Annotated in this window: 15 protein-coding genes; 9 read left to right on the forward strand and 6 right to left on the reverse strand. The window is 65.1% G+C overall.

Annotated features, from left to right (window positions below):
* Positions 1–230 precede the first annotated feature (230 nt).
* From I6F21_RS12560 to I6F21_RS12570, 3 genes are all read left to right on the forward strand, one after another.
* The gene (locus I6F21_RS12560) at positions 231–407 is read left to right on the forward strand and encodes a hypothetical protein (RefSeq protein ID WP_167361648.1); all 177 of its coding nucleotides are present in this window, start codon (positions 231–233) and stop codon (positions 405–407) included.
* Positions 404–613 (forward strand): hypothetical protein, encoded by a 210-nt coding sequence (locus I6F21_RS12565; RefSeq protein ID WP_035996696.1) that lies wholly within the window; start codon positions 404–406, stop codon positions 611–613. Before I6F21_RS12560 ends, I6F21_RS12565 begins: the two co-directional genes overlap by 4 nt.
* Before the next feature lie 105 nt (positions 614–718).
* Positions 719–1,660 carry an AEC family transporter gene (locus I6F21_RS12570; protein WP_225183179.1) on the forward strand — a complete coding sequence of 314 codons (942 nt, stop codon included), beginning with the start codon at positions 719–721 and terminating at the stop codon, positions 1,658–1,660.
* Between the two features lie 32 nt (positions 1,661–1,692).
* Here the strand turns inward: I6F21_RS12570 and I6F21_RS12575 are convergent, their stop codons facing one another.
* Positions 1,693–1,977 carry a hypothetical protein gene (locus I6F21_RS12575; protein WP_036020690.1) on the reverse strand — a complete coding sequence of 95 codons (285 nt, stop codon included), beginning with the start codon at positions 1,975–1,977 and terminating at the stop codon, positions 1,693–1,695.
* Between the two features lie 189 nt (positions 1,978–2,166).
* Here I6F21_RS12575 and I6F21_RS12580 point away from each other — a divergent pair, with 189 nt between their 5' ends.
* The 4 genes from I6F21_RS12580 (at position 2,167) to I6F21_RS12595 (ending at position 6,954) form a co-directional block, all read left to right on the forward strand.
* Positions 2,167–2,487: a hypothetical protein gene (locus I6F21_RS12580; protein WP_035996689.1), complete on the forward strand. Its 321-nt coding sequence runs from the start codon at positions 2,167–2,169 to the stop codon at positions 2,485–2,487.
* A 224-nt stretch (positions 2,488–2,711) separates the two neighbouring features.
* On the forward strand, positions 2,712–3,437 hold the full coding sequence (locus tag I6F21_RS12585; protein WP_035996788.1) for an outer membrane protein: 726 nt from the start codon (positions 2,712–2,714) through the stop codon (positions 3,435–3,437).
* Positions 3,438–3,598: 161 nt separating this feature from the next.
* Entirely contained in the window at positions 3,599–5,755 is a 2,157-nt protein-coding gene (locus I6F21_RS12590; protein ID WP_074447650.1) for a methyl-accepting chemotaxis protein, read from the forward strand.
* Between the two features lie 137 nt (positions 5,756–5,892).
* Complete coding sequence (locus I6F21_RS12595) at positions 5,893–6,954, forward strand: MBL fold metallo-hydrolase (protein ID WP_035996672.1); 1,062 nt, start codon at positions 5,893–5,895, stop codon at positions 6,952–6,954.
* Positions 6,955–7,123: 169 nt separating this feature from the next.
* Here I6F21_RS12595 and aroQ read toward each other — a convergent pair whose 3' ends face one another.
* A complete protein-coding gene (aroQ, locus tag I6F21_RS12600) occupies positions 7,124–7,555 on the reverse strand; it encodes a type II 3-dehydroquinate dehydratase (RefSeq protein WP_036020614.1) in 432 nt (143 codons plus the stop codon).
* A 267-nt stretch (positions 7,556–7,822) separates the two neighbouring features.
* Here aroQ and hemA point away from each other — a divergent pair, with 267 nt between their 5' ends.
* Both hemA and I6F21_RS12610 read left to right on the forward strand, forming a co-directional pair.
* Positions 7,823–9,052 (forward strand): 5-aminolevulinate synthase, encoded by a 1,230-nt coding sequence (gene hemA / locus I6F21_RS12605; protein WP_225183180.1) that lies wholly within the window; start codon positions 7,823–7,825, stop codon positions 9,050–9,052.
* Positions 9,053–9,234: 182 nt separating this feature from the next.
* A complete protein-coding gene (locus I6F21_RS12610) occupies positions 9,235–12,744 on the forward strand; it encodes a hybrid sensor histidine kinase/response regulator (RefSeq protein WP_225183181.1) in 3,510 nt (1,169 codons plus the stop codon).
* 11 nt (positions 12,745–12,755) lie between these two features.
* Here the strand turns inward: I6F21_RS12610 and I6F21_RS12615 are convergent, their stop codons facing one another.
* Genes I6F21_RS12615 through I6F21_RS12630 form a run of 4 tightly spaced genes read right to left on the reverse strand, consistent with a single transcriptional unit; the run spans position 12,756 to position 15,694 of the window.
* Positions 12,756–13,577, reverse strand: coding sequence for an SDR family NAD(P)-dependent oxidoreductase (locus I6F21_RS12615; RefSeq protein ID WP_225142883.1), 822 nt, complete (start codon positions 13,575–13,577; stop codon positions 12,756–12,758).
* 17 nt (positions 13,578–13,594) lie between these two features.
* Positions 13,595–14,158: a cytochrome P460 family protein gene (locus I6F21_RS12620; RefSeq protein ID WP_225183182.1), complete on the reverse strand. Its 564-nt coding sequence runs from the start codon at positions 14,156–14,158 to the stop codon at positions 13,595–13,597.
* A gap of 52 nt (positions 14,159–14,210) precedes the next feature.
* Positions 14,211–15,239: an alpha/beta hydrolase gene (locus I6F21_RS12625; protein ID WP_225183183.1), complete on the reverse strand. Its 1,029-nt coding sequence runs from the start codon at positions 15,237–15,239 to the stop codon at positions 14,211–14,213.
* A 35-nt stretch (positions 15,240–15,274) separates the two neighbouring features.
* On the reverse strand, positions 15,275–15,694 hold the full coding sequence (locus I6F21_RS12630; protein WP_035996651.1) for an organic hydroperoxide resistance protein: 420 nt from the start codon (positions 15,692–15,694) through the stop codon (positions 15,275–15,277).
* Between the last annotated feature and the right edge of the window lie 166 nt (positions 15,695–15,860).

Below are 15,860 nucleotides of genomic sequence, written 5' to 3' on the forward strand. Positions count from 1 at the left end.
ATAGTCGCTCGTCGCGGCTGGCGTCGTACAACGAACGTGATGTGATGGGCAGCTCAACAACCCAGCAAGCAAGACGCACCGGGATGCTGGGAACTGCGCAGCCTGGTCACGCGCTTTTTATCCGGTCGTGACCGGACCGGCCGCTTCAAAGCTTAAGGGCATGACCATAGATGACGTTTGAATGATCGACGTCATCTCATGACGGACTCACACTGTTATTCGGAGCCAACATGGGCGAAGTTATTCGATTTGTCTCGAAGTCCGAGCGCGAGCGAACGCGCCTCATCCAGGAAGCGCGGGCGATCTACGACAGCATCTTCCCGCCGGTCGATCCGACGGACGAGGGCCAGGGAAGGCCGGCGATCCGTCGCCCGTTCATCGGCCGCGACGGAGGTAACGTATCGTGATCAAGATCATCGCCGTGCTTTGCAGCCTCGCCTCTCCCTCCAATTGTCACGAGCAGATCGTCACCACGTCGGACTTTGCGCAAATCTCGGTGCAGGCCTGCCTGATGGGCGCGCCGCAGCTTGCCGAATGGATGAACCAGCATCCGGCCGAGCGCCTGGCGGCCTGGCGCTGCGTGATCGGAGACCAGGGGCGCCGGGGAATCTAGCGAGGCGGATTCTCCTCCGACAAATCAAGGCGACCCACAAATCACGGAGTGACGCCAGTCCATTGCCGGTCTACCCTCCCTGTTCGAAAATGAGGGGGAAGCCGGATGGAGGTCGCCAGCCTCGTTCTTCCCGTATTCGCGATCATCGTCACCGGCTGGCTCGCCGGCGAGCTCGGCTATCTCTCGCGGGCGCTGGCCGATGCCCTGGTGCATTTCGCCTACAACGTGGCGATGCCGGCGCTGTTGATTGTCACGATCGCCCAGGAGCCGGCGCGCAATCTCCTGGAATGGCGTTTTCTGCTCGCCTTCGGCGGCGGCTCGCTGATCTGCTTCGCGCTCGTGTTCGTGCCGGTCCGCGCAGGCGGCAAACACGACCTCGCCAGCAGCACCATTCACGGGATGGCGGCGGCGATGACCAACACCGGGTTCGTTGCGCTGCCGATCCTGCATGCGATCTACGGCCAACCCGCCGTCCTGCCCGCGGCCGTCGCGACGGTGTTCGTGGCCGCGGTGATGTTTCCGATCACGGTGATCCTGCTGGAAAAGCGCGATGCACGCGGGGCCTCCGTGGGCTCTATGGGACTGGCAAAGCAGATCCTGCTCAATCCCATGGTGCTGTCGACGTTCATCGGCCTCACCTGGGCGGTGACGGGACTGCCGATTCCGGCACCGGTCGCGGCCTATCTCAACATGATCGCTGCCGCGCTCACGCCGTGCGCGCTGTTCGCCATCGGGCTTGGCCTGTCCATCGAGGGCTTGCGGTCCAACCTGAAAGCGTCGTTTGCGCTCTCGGCGGTGAAACTGGTGGTCATGCCGCTCATCGTCTACGGGCTTTGCGTCGTGATCGGCCTCACCCCTCTCTACACGGTTGCGGCGGTCATCTGCGCGGCCGTGCCGACGGCGAAAACCGTCTACGTCCTCGCACATGAACACAAGGTCGAGGAGAAGCTGGTTGCGGCCACGGTCTCGATCACGACGATGCTGTCGGTCGCGACATTGCTCATCGCGCTTTATCTGCTCTCGGGATCGGCGAGCGGCATGCGTTGATCCGCCAGTGGCCTCCACCTTGCCGGAGCCCTCTATCTCGTGGTGTTGCTCCAGGTGGGAGCCGAGTTGGTCACGCCGACCGAGGGCCAATTGTATGATCCGATCGACGGCGCGGTGACAGTGCCAACCGACTGTCCCGACGATCCGTAGGCCGCCCTCGGTTGCGCGGCCGGCGCTCCGGCTCCGCCATAGGTCGGAGCCACCACACCAGTGCTGTATTGCCGGCTGGACCGGACCTTTTTCGCCTCAGCTGCGAATGGTGCGGCAAGCAGTCCCGTCGTGATCAGCGCGGAAATGGCGAGTCTGATGGTTTTCATGGCTGATCCCTTCACCCGTTGCGCGCCCCGATATGCCAAGTGTTCATGCATCGGCAAATTTCCATGGGTTCTCCCTTCATAATTCCGTGTGCGGACGAAGGTGCCGGAGCGCGGCGGACTCATACCGTCTTCGGATGGACCCGAATCAGCGCTAGTGCATTGCTTTCAGTGACTTCCCTGGACGCAAGCATGACCGGCGCCGAACTGAAGCAGCTTCGCAACGACCTCTCCGATGCCCTCGAGCGCAAGCTCAGCGCGGCCGACATGGCCAAGCTTTGCGGACTGCCGGAAAGAGGCGGCGCCGACACCATCCGTCGCTGGGAGGTCAGCGGCCCGACGCCGGAGGGGACCAGGATACTGCGCGTGCTCGCGATGGCGAGCGAGCGCTATCCGATCCTGGAGAAGTTCGACATCTTCGATCGACACGACGTGCGTGAGGAAGACAGGCCGGCAAAGCGCGCCGCCTTTCGCGCGCAGATGCGCGATGAGGCACGGCGGCGTCTTGGTTAACGCAAGGCGCGCGCAAGTTACCGACAGAGTGCGCCGTTAAGCCTTCCTTCACCACTTCTTAAGTTGCCATTAAGCACGAAAATCATTTACGGCCCAACAAGTTACGTTGGCCGTCGCTGTGCCACGGATGTGACAGCATTTTCGTCAAAAGCGAGCTATCTGCAAAACCAATGCGGCGCAGAAAACGCGCCTGCCGGGGACCTTACGTGCTGGAGTTCAAGACGATGAAGAAGATTCTGTTTGCGACCGTGGCGCTGCTCGTGTTGGGCGCGGCTGCGCCGGCCGTCGGTGCCGATCTCGGCAACCGCAATTATTACAAGACGCCCGCGCCGGCCTACGCCGCGCCGATCTACAATTGGACGGGCTTCTATCTCGGCGCCCATGTCGGCGGCGCGTTCTCCAGCGACAACAATTTCAATGGCCTCTCCACCGGCAACAACGGCAACGGCCGCTTCCTCGGCGGCGTGCAGGTCGGTGCGGACTGGCAGTTCCACCCGAACTTCGTGGTCGGCGTCGAAGGCCAGTATTCCTGGCTCTCCGGCAGCGTCGGCGCCGTGTTCCCGGGCGGCATCGCCTACACCAACGACCAGCGCGGCCTCGGCTCGATCACGGGCCGCGTCGGCTACACCTGGGGTCCCGGCCTGGTCTATGTGAAGGGCGGCTACGCCTATTCGGACAACAACGAGAGGGTCACCGTCGGCGGCGTGCCGGCCGCCTTCGTCATCACCGGCGATCACCGCAACGGCTACACCGTCGGCGCCGGCCTCGAATACATGTTCGCCCCGAACTGGTCGGCCAAGGCCGAGTACCAGTACTACAATTTCGGCGACGCCAGCTTCACTGCCGGTCCGCTCGCCGGCACCGGCGCCTTCACCACCGACGACCATACCTTCAAGGCGGGCGTCAACTACCGCTTCAACTGGGCGAGCCCGGCCATGGCGCGCTACTGATCGGTTACCAGGACCTTATCAAGATGAAGGGGCCGGCCTCGTTGCCGGCCCCTCTTTTTTCGCTCTGCGGAACAACGTCAACCGATTGGGCTCATTGCGATTCCTTAACCGGTGCTGCCGATACTGCAGCCACAAATAGAAGAACATTGGGGGAATTTTCGATGCCGATCCGTTTGGGCCTTGGCCGCTTCCTTGGCAGTTTCCGTCCGCGTTTCAAAATGCCCAAATGGGGCGTGCGCGGCAGCCTGTTCGCGGCGTTTGCGGTCATCGCGGGCATGGGCCTCGTGATCGCGGCCGGCGCCGGCCTTGCGCTGCAGAATCTCGGCGGACGCATGACTGAACTGAGCGGACGGGACATTCCGCGCCTTTCCGCCAGCCTGCAATTGTCGGCGCTGAGTGCGAGCCTCGCGGCGCAGGGACCGGCCCTGCTTGCGGCGCAGAGCGAGGACGCTCTGAACGAGCGCACCAAGAAACTCAGGGAATTACAGGAGCAGACGCAGCAGAAGCTCAACGAGATCATCGAGCTCGGCGGCGACAAGAGCGTCGTCTCCGGGCTCAGCGAGACGATGAAGAGCATCAACGAGGCGGCTCAGAGCCTGACGAAAGCCGCCCGCGAACGGCTCGACATCGCGGCGCTGCACGACAAGCAATATGACGCGCTTCGCGCCGCGCAGGGCGCCTTCGTCGGCGCAGCGAGTCCGGCGATGCTGGACGCGCAGACCCGCGTCAATGCCATTCTCGGTTCAGCCGACCTGTCAGCCGCAGACGCGACCGACGCCGCGCAGACCGTCGGTCAGCTCGGCAACGTCGTCGCCAGCGGTAATCTCGCCGCCGCCAACATGAGCGCGGCGCTGTCGGCGAACACCAGCGACAAGCTCGATGACATCCAGAAGGAATTCAAGACGGCGCAGGGGCGCCTGCGGTCGAACCTCGATCTGTTGCCGGACAACCAGGGCAACAAGATGCTGCGCGACACCGCGGAAAAGCTGCTCGCGCTCGGCACCGGCAAGACCGGCGTGTTCAATCTGCGCGAGAAAGAGCTCGACTCCATCGACTACGGCCAGACCATCCTGGACGAGACCCGCAAGCTCAATGTCGGGCTCGGCATCAGCGTGCAGCAGCTCGTCGACGGCGTGCAGAAAGAGACCAACACCTCGACCTTCCAGGCGCGGCAGGAGATTTCGCTCGCGACGTCGGTCATGCTGGGCTTGGGCGCGCTGATGCTGGTCGGCTCGGCGCTGTTCGTCTGGCTCTATGTCGGCCGTAACATCCTGCGCCGGATCGGCGCCTTGCAGCAGTCGATGCAGCTGCTCGCGAACGGGGATCTCGAAACCGAGATCTACCGCTCGAAGAATCACAACGACGAAATCTCGGTGATGGCGAACACGCTGCAGGTGTTCCGGGAGAGCATGATCGAGACCCGCGCGCTGACGAGCGAGCAGGACAAGGACCGTATCGCCAAGGCCGAGCGCGCCGCGCGCATGGAGGCGAAGATCGCCCAGTTCGAAAGCACGGTGCGCTCCGCGCTCGATAATCTGGCCCAATCGGCCAATTCGATGCAATCGACCGCGCAGAGCATGTCGAACACCGCCGACCAGTCCAACGCGCTGGTCAACGCGGTCGCCTCCGCCGCGGAGGAGACGTCGGTCAACGTGCAGACCGTCTCGGCCGGCACCGAGCAGCTGTCCTCCTCGATCCAGGAGATCAGCCGCCAGGTCGTGACCTCCGCCGAGATCGCCAAAAAGGCGGTCGACGAAGCGGGAGCGACCGACGCCACGGTGCAGAGCCTTGCCGACAGCGCGAGCCGCATCAGCGTCGTCGTCGACCTGATCCAGACCATTGCCTCGCAGACCAATCTGCTCGCGCTCAACGCCACCATCGAGGCGGCGCGCGCCGGCGAGGCCGGCCGCGGCTTCGCGGTGGTTGCCTCCGAGGTGAAGAGCCTCGCGAGCCAGACCGCCAAGGCGACCGACGAGATCCGCACCCAGATCGCCAGCATGCAGTCAGTCACGACCTCCGCGGTCGGCGCCATCCAGGGCATCGGCCGGATCATCGGCGAGATCAACGACGTCACCACCACGATCGCAGCGGCGGTCGAGGAGCAGGGCGCCGCGACGCGCGAAATCGCCCGCAACATCCAGCATGCCGCCGGCGGCACCAGCGAGGTCTCCAGCAACATCGTCGGCGTCTCCACCGCGTCCGCCGAAGCCGGCGCTGCGGCCACCGAGGTGCTGGGCGCTTCGGACGCGCTGCGCCGCGAGGCCGATATGCTGCGCGGGGAGATCGACGCCTTCCTCAACGACATGCGGGCGGCGTAAGGCCCTGTCCTGTAGCCTGGATGGAGCGTAGCGCAATCCGGGCTACGGAAAACTGCCTCGGTATGACCGCCATGCTGTCGCCGCCCAGCATCCTTTTTCGGCTGGCGCCCCGCGCGCGCTGGGTTTAAGCCGATAGCATGAGCTCGAAAACCGACACCCCGCAGTCCTCGGCCGAGGCCCTGCGCTACCCCTGGGAACAGCATCCCGGCCCCGAACAGGTGGTCGAGGTGCGGCCCGGCGTGTTGTGGGCGCGGCTGAAGCTGCCGTTCCGCCTCAACCACGTGAACATCTACCTGCTCGCCGATGGCGACGGCTATGCGATGATCGATGCCGGCTTCGGCAACGAGGAGACGATCGAGGCCTGGACGAAGCTGTTCGACGGACCGCTGAAAGGCGTCAACATCACGCGCCTGATCGTCACCCACTCCCACCCGGATCATGTCGGTCTCGCCGGTTGGATCGTCGAGCGGTTCGGCTGCCCGCTGGTGATGTCGCAGGTCGAATATCTGCAATCGGTCTATCACCAGAACCGCGGCACCGAGGAGCGGCGCGAGGCGCAGCGGCTGTTCTTCCGCCGCCATGGCATGGACGAGTCGCTCACCGAAAAGCTGCTCGGCCGCGGCCAGGACTATCTGAAGCGCGTCTCGGTGCTGCCGCCGTCCTACCGCCGCATCTCGCATGGCGACGACGTCGTGATCGGCACGCGCCGCTTCAAGGTCATCACCGGCGGCGGCCACGCCCTCGACCAGGTGATGCTGTATTGCGCCGACGACAAGCTGTTCCTCTCCGCCGACCAGGTGCTGAGCAAGATCTCGCCGAATGTCAGCGTCTGGGCGGTCGAGCCCGACCAGAATTCGCTCGGCGAATATCTGGCCTCGCTCGCCAGCCTCACCACGACGCTGCCCTATGACGTGCTGGTGCTGCCTGGCCATGGCGTGCCGTTCTACGGATTGAAGACCCGCATCAAGCAGCTCGCCGACCACCATGAAGAGCGCTGCCGATTGATCGCGGAAGCCTGCCGTGAGGTGCCGCAAACCTCGCGCGCCCTGGTGCCCGTGGTGTTCAACAAGCACGTGCTGGACGAGCACCAGATGGGCTTTGCCGCCGGCGAGCTCGTCGCCCACGTCAACTACATGATCGTCGAGGGCCGCCTCACGCCCGAGATGCAGGACGGCGTGCTGCAGTTTCGGACGACGTGAGTTCTTCGCCTCTCCCCGCCTGCGGGGAGAGGCCGACACGCGAAGCGTGGCGGGTGAGGGGAGTCTCCGCGAGTCCAACTCTCACCATCATTGCCGAAACAGCCCCTCACCCCAACCCTCTCCCCGTAAGAACGGGGCGAGGGAGCAGACCTCCGGCGCGGCTGGCGCCTCACTTCATATTCGCGATCGCGTGCAGCGCCGCGATGTAGCCGAACGGCCCGAGCCCGCAGATCACGCCGGTCGCCACGTACGAGATCTTGGAGTGCCGGTGATATTCGTCACGGGCGTGGATGTTGGAGATGTGCACCTCCAGCACCGGGCCCTCGAACGTCTTGATCGCGTCCATGATCGAGACCGAGGTGAAGGAGAGGCCGGCCGGATTGATGACGATGGCCTCGGCGTCCTGCCGCGCCGACTGAATCAGATCAACCAGCACGCCCTCGTGGTTGGACTGGTGGAAGGCGAGCTTGAGGCCGAGCCTGGCGGCTGCGTCCTCGCAGCTCGCGTTGACCTCCGCGAGCGTCGTCGTGCCGTAGATGTGCGGCTCGCGGATGCCGAGCATGTTGAGGTTGGGACCGTTGAGGATCATCACGCGCTTCATGGAAGGGTCCTTTCGAGAGCTTGGTTGAGCAAGGAAAGCGCGCGCCGGGCCGCGACGGAAGACCATAGGCTGGGTCGCCCCGGCAGATGGTGCAGAGCAGCATTATATGTCGCGCAGGATTGATCGGGATCAAACTGAGACGCGCCGGATAGGGCATTTTGCCCAAATGCCCCACAGATCCAAATGTGGGATAGCGCATAGACATTGGAGCTGGAAAAGCTCTAAGTAGACCCGTCCCCTTGGTCAGGTTCCGTTGCAGGTTTGCCGATGGATTACGCCCAATTCTTCGATTCCGCCCTCGATCGTCTCCACACCGAGCGGCGTTATCGCGTGTTCGCCGACCTCGAACGCACGGCCGGCCGGTTCCCGCATGCGGTCTGGCACTCGCCCAAGGGCAAGCGCGACGTCGTGATCTGGTGCTCCAACGACTATCTCGGCATGGGCCAGCATCCGAAGGTGGTCGGCGCCATGGTCGAGACCGCGACGCGCGTCGGCACCGGCGCCGGCGGCACCCGCAACATCGCCGGCACGCATCATCCGCTGGTGCAGCTCGAGGCCGAGCTCGCCGATCTCCACGGCAAGGAAGCCGCGCTGCTGTTCACCTCGGGCTATGTCTCGAACCAGACTGGTATCCCGACCATCGCAAAGCTCATTCCGAACTGCCTGATCCTGTCGGACGAGCTCAACCACAATTCGATGATCGAGGGCATCCGCCAGTCCGGCTGCGAGCGGATCGTGTTCCGCCACAACGACGTTGCGCATCTCGAAGAGCTGTTGAAAGCGGCCGGTCCCGATCGGCCGAAGCTGATCGTCTGCGAGAGTCTCTATTCCATGGACGGCGATGTCGCGCCGCTCGCCAGGATCTGCGATCTCGCCGAGAAATATGGCGCGATGACCTATGTCGACGAAGTCCACGCCGTCGGCATGTACGGCCCGCGCGGCGGCGGCATCGCCGAGCGCGACGGCGTGATGCATCGCATCGACATTCTCGAGGGCACGCTGGCCAAGGCGTTCGGCTGTCTCGGCGGCTACATCGCCGCCAACGGCCAGATCATCGACGCCGTGCGCTCCTATGCGCCGGGCTTCATCTTCACCACCGCGCTGCCGCCGGCGGTCTGCTCGGCCGCGACCGCCGCGATCAGGCACCTGAAGACGTCGAGCTGGGAGCGCGAGCGCCACCAGGACCGTGCCGCCCGCGTCAAGGCGATCCTCAATGCCGCCGGCCTGCCGGTGATGTCGAGCGACACACACATCGTACCGCTGTTCGTCGGCGATCCCGAGAAGTGCAAGCAGGCTTCCGACCTGCTGCTCGAACAGCACGGGATCTACATCCAGCCGATCAACTATCCGACCGTCGCCAAGGGCACCGAGCGCCTGCGTATCACGCCCTCGCCCTATCACGACGAGGGCCTGATCGATCAGCTCGCCGAAGCGCTGCTGCAAGTGTGGGACCGCCTCGGCCTGCCGCTGCGCGCGAAGTCGCTGGCCGCGGAATAGGCCTCTTTTACCCTCCCCTGGAGGGTAAGAGCGGGCGGACAGCTCGCCCCACCGCTTAACGACGCCGGCAGTTCCTACCGCCGCACGGCATTTCGCTGTCGCTTGCGTCCGCTCAACGCGCTAGGTTTGCAAGGAAAATGAGCTCGGGCGCCGCCGGCGCCCAGGGAGAGAGCCCCCGACCCATGCTGCACGATTGGGGCGTGATCGCCGCCGCCTTCGGCTATATCGGCTTCCTGTTCCTGGTGGCGAGCCACGGCGACCGCCGCTCGCCGGCCGGTCGCGGCCGCGCCTCCGGGCTGATCTATCCGCTGTCGCTGGCGATCTACTGCACGTCCTGGACCTTCTTCGGGTCGGTCGGCTTCGCGACCCGCACCTCGACCGATTTCCTCGCGATCTATGTCGGCCCGATCCTGATGATCGGGTTGGGGGCCGGGGTGCTCCGACGCGTGATCCAGCTGGCGAAAGCCCACAACATCACCTCGATCGCCGACTTCATCGGGGCCCGCTACGGCAAGAGCCAAGCGGTGGCGGCGACCGTCGCCGCAATCGCGATCATCGGCTCGGTGCCCTATATCGCGCTCCAGCTCAAGGCGGTGGCTTCTTCGCTGGGCACAATCCTGAGCGAAGACCAGGCCTTCTCGCACATCCCGATCCTCGGCGACATGGCGCTGATGGTGACGCTGACGATGGCGGCCTTCGCTGTGCTGTTCGGCACGCGACAGACCGACGCGACCGAGCACCAGCACGGCCTGATGCTGGCGATCGCGACCGAATCCATCATCAAGCTGGTCGCCTTCCTCGCCGCCGGCATCTTCGTCACCTTCTGGATGTTCTCGCCGCATGAATTGATCGAGCGCGCGATGAGGACGCCGGAAGCGGTGCGCGCCATCGATTATTCGCCGTCGATCGGCAACTTCCTGACCATGACGTTGCTGTCGCTGTGCGCGATCATGCTGCTGCCGCGCCAGTTTCACGTCAGCGTGGTGGAGAATTCCTCGGATGCCGAGGTCGGCCGCGCGCGCTGGCTGTTTCCGCTCTACCTCGTCGCCATCAACCTGTTCGTGATCCCGATCGCGCTCGCCGGCCTCGTGACCTTCCCGTTCGGCACGGCCGACCCTGATATGTACGTGCTGGCCCTGCCGATCGAGAGCGGCGCGAACCTGCTCAGCGTCGCCGTCTTCGTCGGCGGGCTGTCGGCGGCGACCGCCATGGTGATCGTCGAATGCGTCGCGCTCTCCATCATGGTCTCGAACGACCTCGTGGTGCCGCTGGTGCTGAAACGTCGGCCGGAGGGGCGCGCCGGCGGGGCCGATTTCAGCAACTTCCTGCTGCGCTCGCGCCGGCTCGCGATCTTCGCCATCATGGTGATGGCCTATTTCTACTATCGCGCGCTCGGCAGCACCCAGCTCGCGGCGATCGGCCTGCTCTCCTTTGCCGCCATCGCCCAGCTCGCCCCGAGCTTCTTCGGCGGCCTGCTCTGGCGGCGCGCGACCGCGCGCGGGGCGATCGGCGGCATGCTGGTCGGGTTTGCGGTGTGGCTCTACACGCTGTTCATGCCGAGCTTCATGGATTCCTCGACTTCAGGCATCCTGCTGCTGCAGCATGGCCCGTTCGGCATCGAGGCGCTGCGGCCGCAGGCACTGTTCGGCGCCGACCTGCCGCCCCTGATGCACGGCGTGATCTGGTCGCTGTCCCTCAACATCCTGACCTATGTGCTGCTGTCGCTGGCACGCCGGCCATCCTCCATCGAGCTGCTGCAAGCCGATCTGTTCGTGCCCAATACGCTCGCACCGATCTCCCCGAGCTTCCGCCGCTGGCGCAGCACCGTCACCGTGCAGGACATCCAGACCACGGTGGCGCAGTATCTCGGGCCCGACCGCGCACGACACTCCTTCGAGGCCTTCTCGGCGCGGCGCAACGTGCGGCTGGAGCCCGGTGCGCCCGCCGATTTCGAGCTGCTGCAACACGCCGAGCATCTGATTGCCTCCTCGATCGGCGCGGCCTCCTCCCGTCTCGTGATGTCGCTGCTGCTGCGCAAGCGGACGGTCTCCGCCAAGGCCGCGCTGAAGCTGCTCGACGATTCGCACGCCGCGCTGCATTTCAACCGCGAGATCCTGCAGACCGCGCTCAACCATGTGCGTCAGGGCATCGCCGTGTTCGACGCCGATCTGCAACTGATCTGCTCCAACCGGCAGTTCGGCGACCTCCTCAATGTGCCGCTGCATCTGATCCAGTTCGGCACGCCCTTGCGCGAGATCCTGGAGTTCATCGGCCTCGGCGATCCGAACGATCCGCTCGAGCGCGAGGCCCTGCTGGAACGGCGCCTTGCGGCCTACACCACCGACAGCGAGCCTTATCTCGAGCGGCTGCCGGAACGCCACATGGTGATCGAAGTGCTCACCAACCGCATGCCCGGCGGCGGCTTCGTCATCACCTTCACCGACGTCACGCCGAGCTTCGAAGCCGCCGAAGCGCTGGAGCGCGCCAATGCGACGTTGGAAAAGCGCGTGCGCGACCGCACCGAGGAGCTGACTCGGCTGAACTCCGAGCTGGCCATCGCCAAGAGCGCGGCGGAGGACGCCAGTATCTCCAAGACGCGTTTCCTCGCCGCCGCCAGCCACGACATCCTGCAGCCGCTGAACGCGGCGCGGCTCTACGTCACCAGCCTCGTCGAGCGCCAGCACAATGGCGAGGAGACGCGGCTGGTCGAGAACATCGACGAATCCTTGCAGGCGATCGAGGAAATCCTCGGCGCGCTGCTCGACATTTCCAGGCTCGATGCCGGCGCGATGGCGACCTCGATCTCGAGCTTCAAGATGGCCGATCTGATGCGGTCGCTGGAAATCGAGTTCGCGCCGATCGCGCGCGCCAAGGGCCTGGAGCTCGCCTTCGTGCCCTGCTCGTTGCCGGTCGAGTCGGACCGGCTCCTGCTGCGGCGCCTGCTCCAGAACCTGATCTCGAACGCGATCAAGTATACCCCGCGCGGCCGCGTGCTGGTCGGCTGCCGCCGCCGCGGCGCCTCGCTCAAGATCTGCGTCTACGACACCGGCGTCGGTATTCCCGCGGTCAAGCGAGGCGAGATCTTCAAGGAATTCCATCGCCTGGAGCAGGGCGCGCGGATCGCGCGCGGTCTGGGCCTTGGGCTCTCGATCGTGGAACGCCTGGCCCGCGTGCTCAAGCACGGCATCGCCATCGACGGCAATCGAAGCGGCGGCTCGGTGTTCTCGGTGACCGTGCCGACGGCGAAGGCGGTCACCCACACCGCGGCCGTGACCAGCGCGACGCCGCTGGCGCGCACACCGATCTCGGGCGCGCTGATCGTCTGCATCGAGAACGATGCGGCGATCCTCGACGGCATGCGCACGCTGCTCAAGGCCTGGGATGCCGAGGTGATCGCGGTCGCCGATCCCGAAGGCGCGATCGCTGCGATCGAAGCCGCCGGCCGCCGCGTCACCGGCCTTCTGGTCGACTATCACCTCGATCGCGGCAACGGCATCGCCGCCATCCGCGAGATCCGCCGCCGTTTCGGCGATACCATCCCTGCGATCCTGATCACGGCCGACCGCAGCCCCGCCGTGCAGGTCGCCGCGCGTGACGAGAAGATCGCAGTGCTCAACAAGCCGGTGAAGCCGGCTTCGCTGCGTGCCCTGCTGGGCCAGTGGCGCACGCAACAAATGGTGGCGGCGGAGTGAGGCCCCCGGGGTCAATAGTCAGTCGATACGCTGAGCGCTCGCCACCTCTCCAGCTCTTCGAGGCGGAGCTTATCGATCGCAGCGATGGCGTCGACGGCATCGCTTCCGAGCGCAATGCGCAGAGGCGGGCGCTCCATATCGGCAAGCTTCAGAACCACGGCCGCGGCTTTGGCTGGATCGCCGGGCTGCCGGCCGTCGTAATCGCGCTGCATCCTGACGGCAGCGCCGACGAGCGCATCGTATTCCGGGCGTCCTTCGCCGGTCCCATGTGCGGCTCGCGCAAAGCCGGTGCGAAAGCCGCCGGGCTCGACGATCGTGACGTTCACGCCGATCAGCGCCATCTCGCGCGCCAGCGATTCCGAAAAGCCCTCGATACCCCATTTCGCGGCCGAATAGGCGGCGCGGGCTGGGGCGCCGATCCGGCCGCCTACGGACGAGACTTGCATGATGTGGCCACGGCGCTGCCGGCGCAGCACCGGAATCGCCGCCTTGGTGACGATAATGGTGCCTATCAAATTGGCCTCGATCTGCCGCCGGAACGAGTCCAGGCCAGTATCCTCGACCGATCCGAGGTCGCCGTAGCCGGCATTGTTGACGACCACGTCGAGTCCGCCGAACGTCTCCGCAGCAAGCGCGATGGCTGCCGGCGCGGCAGCTTCATCCGTGACGTCGAGCGTTGCAAGGCACAGTCTTTCAGCGAAACGTTCCCGCAACGGTTCAAGCGGTTGGAGCGTCCGCGCAGTGGCAACCACCTGGTCGCCCGCGGCGAGTGCCGCTTCCGTGATGGCACGGCCAAGCCCGCGAGAGCTGCCGCTGATGAACCAAGTCTTCAAGCCAGTCACCGTATGTCTCAAGGCGCAAGCCGCGTGAAGACATAGTCGCGGCTCTTGGCGCGGGCTTCGTGGCAGGCGAAGCAGGTGCGGTGCTGCGCCTCGTCCACCGGCTTGCCGTTGATGAAGCGGCCAAAGCCCCAGCCGCCGGTAGCCGCGTATTTCCTGGAATCCTTCACCATCACCTGGACCGTGGTGGCGGCGCCGGGAATCGTCGCGGACGCAAACTCGGGTGACTGCTTTCGCTTCCAAGCGCGCTTGACCAGGATGGTGCCGTCCGGGAACGGCAGTTTTCCGGCCTGATGGGCATCGATGGCGATCTGGTTGCCGACAACAGCGCGCAGCTCGTCGAGCGGCGCGGCCTCTTCGGCCGGCGCGATCAGCTCCCACCGCTTATAGCCGGCTGGAATTGTGACGCCGAAGATCGGCGAGGCGTCCGCCGCGCTCTGTTCCGCTGGCCCTTCCGCGAAGGCGATCGTGACGAGGTAGGGCATGCAGGTCAGGAGCACGACGAGGACGACCACGGTCAGCACGATCATCGTGGTGTAGAGAGATTTCTTCTTTTCGGGTTCGGCTATCGTCATGATGTTTCATCGGGCTCGATCAATGAGGCTGGACGGAGGTGCCGACGAATGCCTAGGCGCCGTCGGCGTCGATGACGGCCTTGGCGAAGGCTTGTGGCGCTTCCTGCGGCAGATTGTGGCCGACGCCGCCTGTGATCAGGCGAAACTCGTATCGGCCTAAGAACTTCTTGGCATAGGCGCTCGGCTCGGGATGCGGCGCTCCGTTGGCGTCGCCCTCCATCGTGATCGTCGGCACCTCGATCTGCGGAGCCGCGGCCAGCTTCTTTTCGAGATGCTCGTATTTTGCCTCGCCCTGGGCAAGCCCGAGCCGCCAGCGGTAATTGTGGATCGTGATCGCGACGTGATCCCTGTTGTCGAGCGCCGCCGCGCTCCTGTTGAAGGTGGCGTCGTCGAACTTCCACTGCGGCGAGGCCAGCTTCCAGATCAGCTTGGCGAAATCGTGCGTGTACTTCTCGTATCCGGCCCGGCCGCGTTCGGTCGCGAAGTAGAACTGGTACCACCATTGCAGCTCCGCCTGCGGCGGCAACGGCGCGTTGCCGGCAGCCTGGCTCGAGATCAGATAGCCGCTGACCGCTACCAACGCGCGACAACGGTCCGGCCACAGCGCGGCGATGATGTCGGCGGTGCGTGCACCCCAGTCGAAGCCGGCGACGACGGCTTTCTTGATCTCGAGCTTGTCCATCAGCGCGATGATGTCCGCGGCCATGGCCACAGGCTCGCCGTTGCGCGGCGTCTCGCTGGAGAGGAAGTGCGTCGTGCCGTAGCCACGCAGGTATGGGATGATCACGCGATAGCCGGCCTTGGCCAGGAGCGGCGCGACCTCGACGAAGGCGTGAATGTCGTAGGGCCAGCCATGCAGCAGGATCGCCACCGGACCGTTCGAGGGACCCGCCTCGGCATAGCCGACGTTGAGAACGCCGGCATCGATCTGCTTGATCGCGCCGAAGGACGCATTCGATGCTTGGGATCGCTGCGGTTCGGTCTCGGCACGAGCGAACGCGATCACGCCGATGCCGGCGGCGGCGGCTCCGGTGGCGATGCCGAGAAACTGGCGGCGGTGCTGATCGATGAGCTGCTTCATGATGATGTGACCTTGTCGGGATTTATGATGGTGCGTCAGATCAGCGCGACCGTGACGTCGATGTTGCCGCGGACGGCCTTGGAGTAGGGGCAGGTTTGATGCGCTTCATCGATGATGCCGCGTGCGATCTCGGGGTCGAGTCCCGGCAGGCTGACATTGAGGCGCGCCCTCAGCGCGTAGGCGCCCTCGTCGAGCACCAGATCGATCTCCGCATCGATCGCGCTTTTCCTGGGAAGGGTCACCTTCTGCTTGCGCGCGGCGAGTTCCATGGCGCCTTCGAAGCAGGCCGACCAGCCGGCCGCAAACAATTGCTCGGGATTTGTGCCGATGCCGGCCCCGCCCGGCGGCGACAGCTTGACGTCGAGGCGACCGTCGGAACTGCGCGATATGCCGTCGTGCCGGCCGCCGCTGGTGTGGGTCCGGGCCGTGTAGAGCAGTTTTGCCGTTTGCGTCATGAAGAGCTCCTTGCAGTCGCGCAAACTGACTAGCAGCGACGCGCTCCGGAGACCCGTTTGGACTTGTGAGAAGTTGTGAGGCCGGCGCAGAAGCTGTTGCGAGGCCTGCAAACAAGGTCTGAGGCCGATGCAACGCAGGCCTTGCGGGATGGCTGCCCTCTGGCTA

The sequence above is a fragment of the Bradyrhizobium sp. NBAIM03 genome, assembly GCF_020194055.1.
GTDB classification, from domain to species: domain Bacteria; phylum Pseudomonadota; class Alphaproteobacteria; order Rhizobiales; family Xanthobacteraceae; genus Bradyrhizobium; species Bradyrhizobium yuanmingense.

Excerpts from the sequence above, each read along its gene's own strand:
- I6F21_RS12560 (WP_167361648.1), top strand. The coding sequence starts at position 231 with ATGGGCGAAGTTATTCGATTTGTCTCGAAGTCCGAGCGCGAGCGAACG.
- I6F21_RS12570 (WP_225183179.1), top strand. The coding sequence starts at position 719 with ATGGAGGTCGCCAGCCTCGTTCTTCCCGTATTCGCGATCATCGTCACC.
- I6F21_RS12575 (WP_036020690.1), bottom strand. The coding sequence starts at position 1,977 with ATGAAAACCATCAGACTCGCCATTTCCGCGCTGATCACGACGGGACTG.
- I6F21_RS12580 (WP_035996689.1), top strand. The coding sequence starts at position 2,167 with ATGACCGGCGCCGAACTGAAGCAGCTTCGCAACGACCTCTCCGATGCC.
- I6F21_RS12585 (WP_035996788.1), top strand. The coding sequence starts at position 2,712 with ATGAAGAAGATTCTGTTTGCGACCGTGGCGCTGCTCGTGTTGGGCGCG.
- I6F21_RS12590 (WP_074447650.1), top strand. The coding sequence starts at position 3,599 with ATGCCGATCCGTTTGGGCCTTGGCCGCTTCCTTGGCAGTTTCCGTCCG.
- I6F21_RS12595 (WP_035996672.1), top strand. The coding sequence starts at position 5,893 with ATGAGCTCGAAAACCGACACCCCGCAGTCCTCGGCCGAGGCCCTGCGC.
- aroQ (WP_036020614.1), bottom strand. The coding sequence starts at position 7,555 with ATGAAGCGCGTGATGATCCTCAACGGTCCCAACCTCAACATGCTCGGC.
- hemA (WP_225183180.1), top strand. The coding sequence starts at position 7,823 with ATGGATTACGCCCAATTCTTCGATTCCGCCCTCGATCGTCTCCACACC.
- I6F21_RS12610 (WP_225183181.1), top strand. The coding sequence starts at position 9,235 with ATGCTGCACGATTGGGGCGTGATCGCCGCCGCCTTCGGCTATATCGGC.
- I6F21_RS12620 (WP_225183182.1), bottom strand. The coding sequence starts at position 14,158 with ATGACGATAGCCGAACCCGAAAAGAAGAAATCTCTCTACACCACGATG.
- I6F21_RS12625 (WP_225183183.1), bottom strand. The coding sequence starts at position 15,239 with ATGAAGCAGCTCATCGATCAGCACCGCCGCCAGTTTCTCGGCATCGCC.
- I6F21_RS12630 (WP_035996651.1), bottom strand. The coding sequence starts at position 15,694 with ATGACGCAAACGGCAAAACTGCTCTACACGGCCCGGACCCACACCAGC.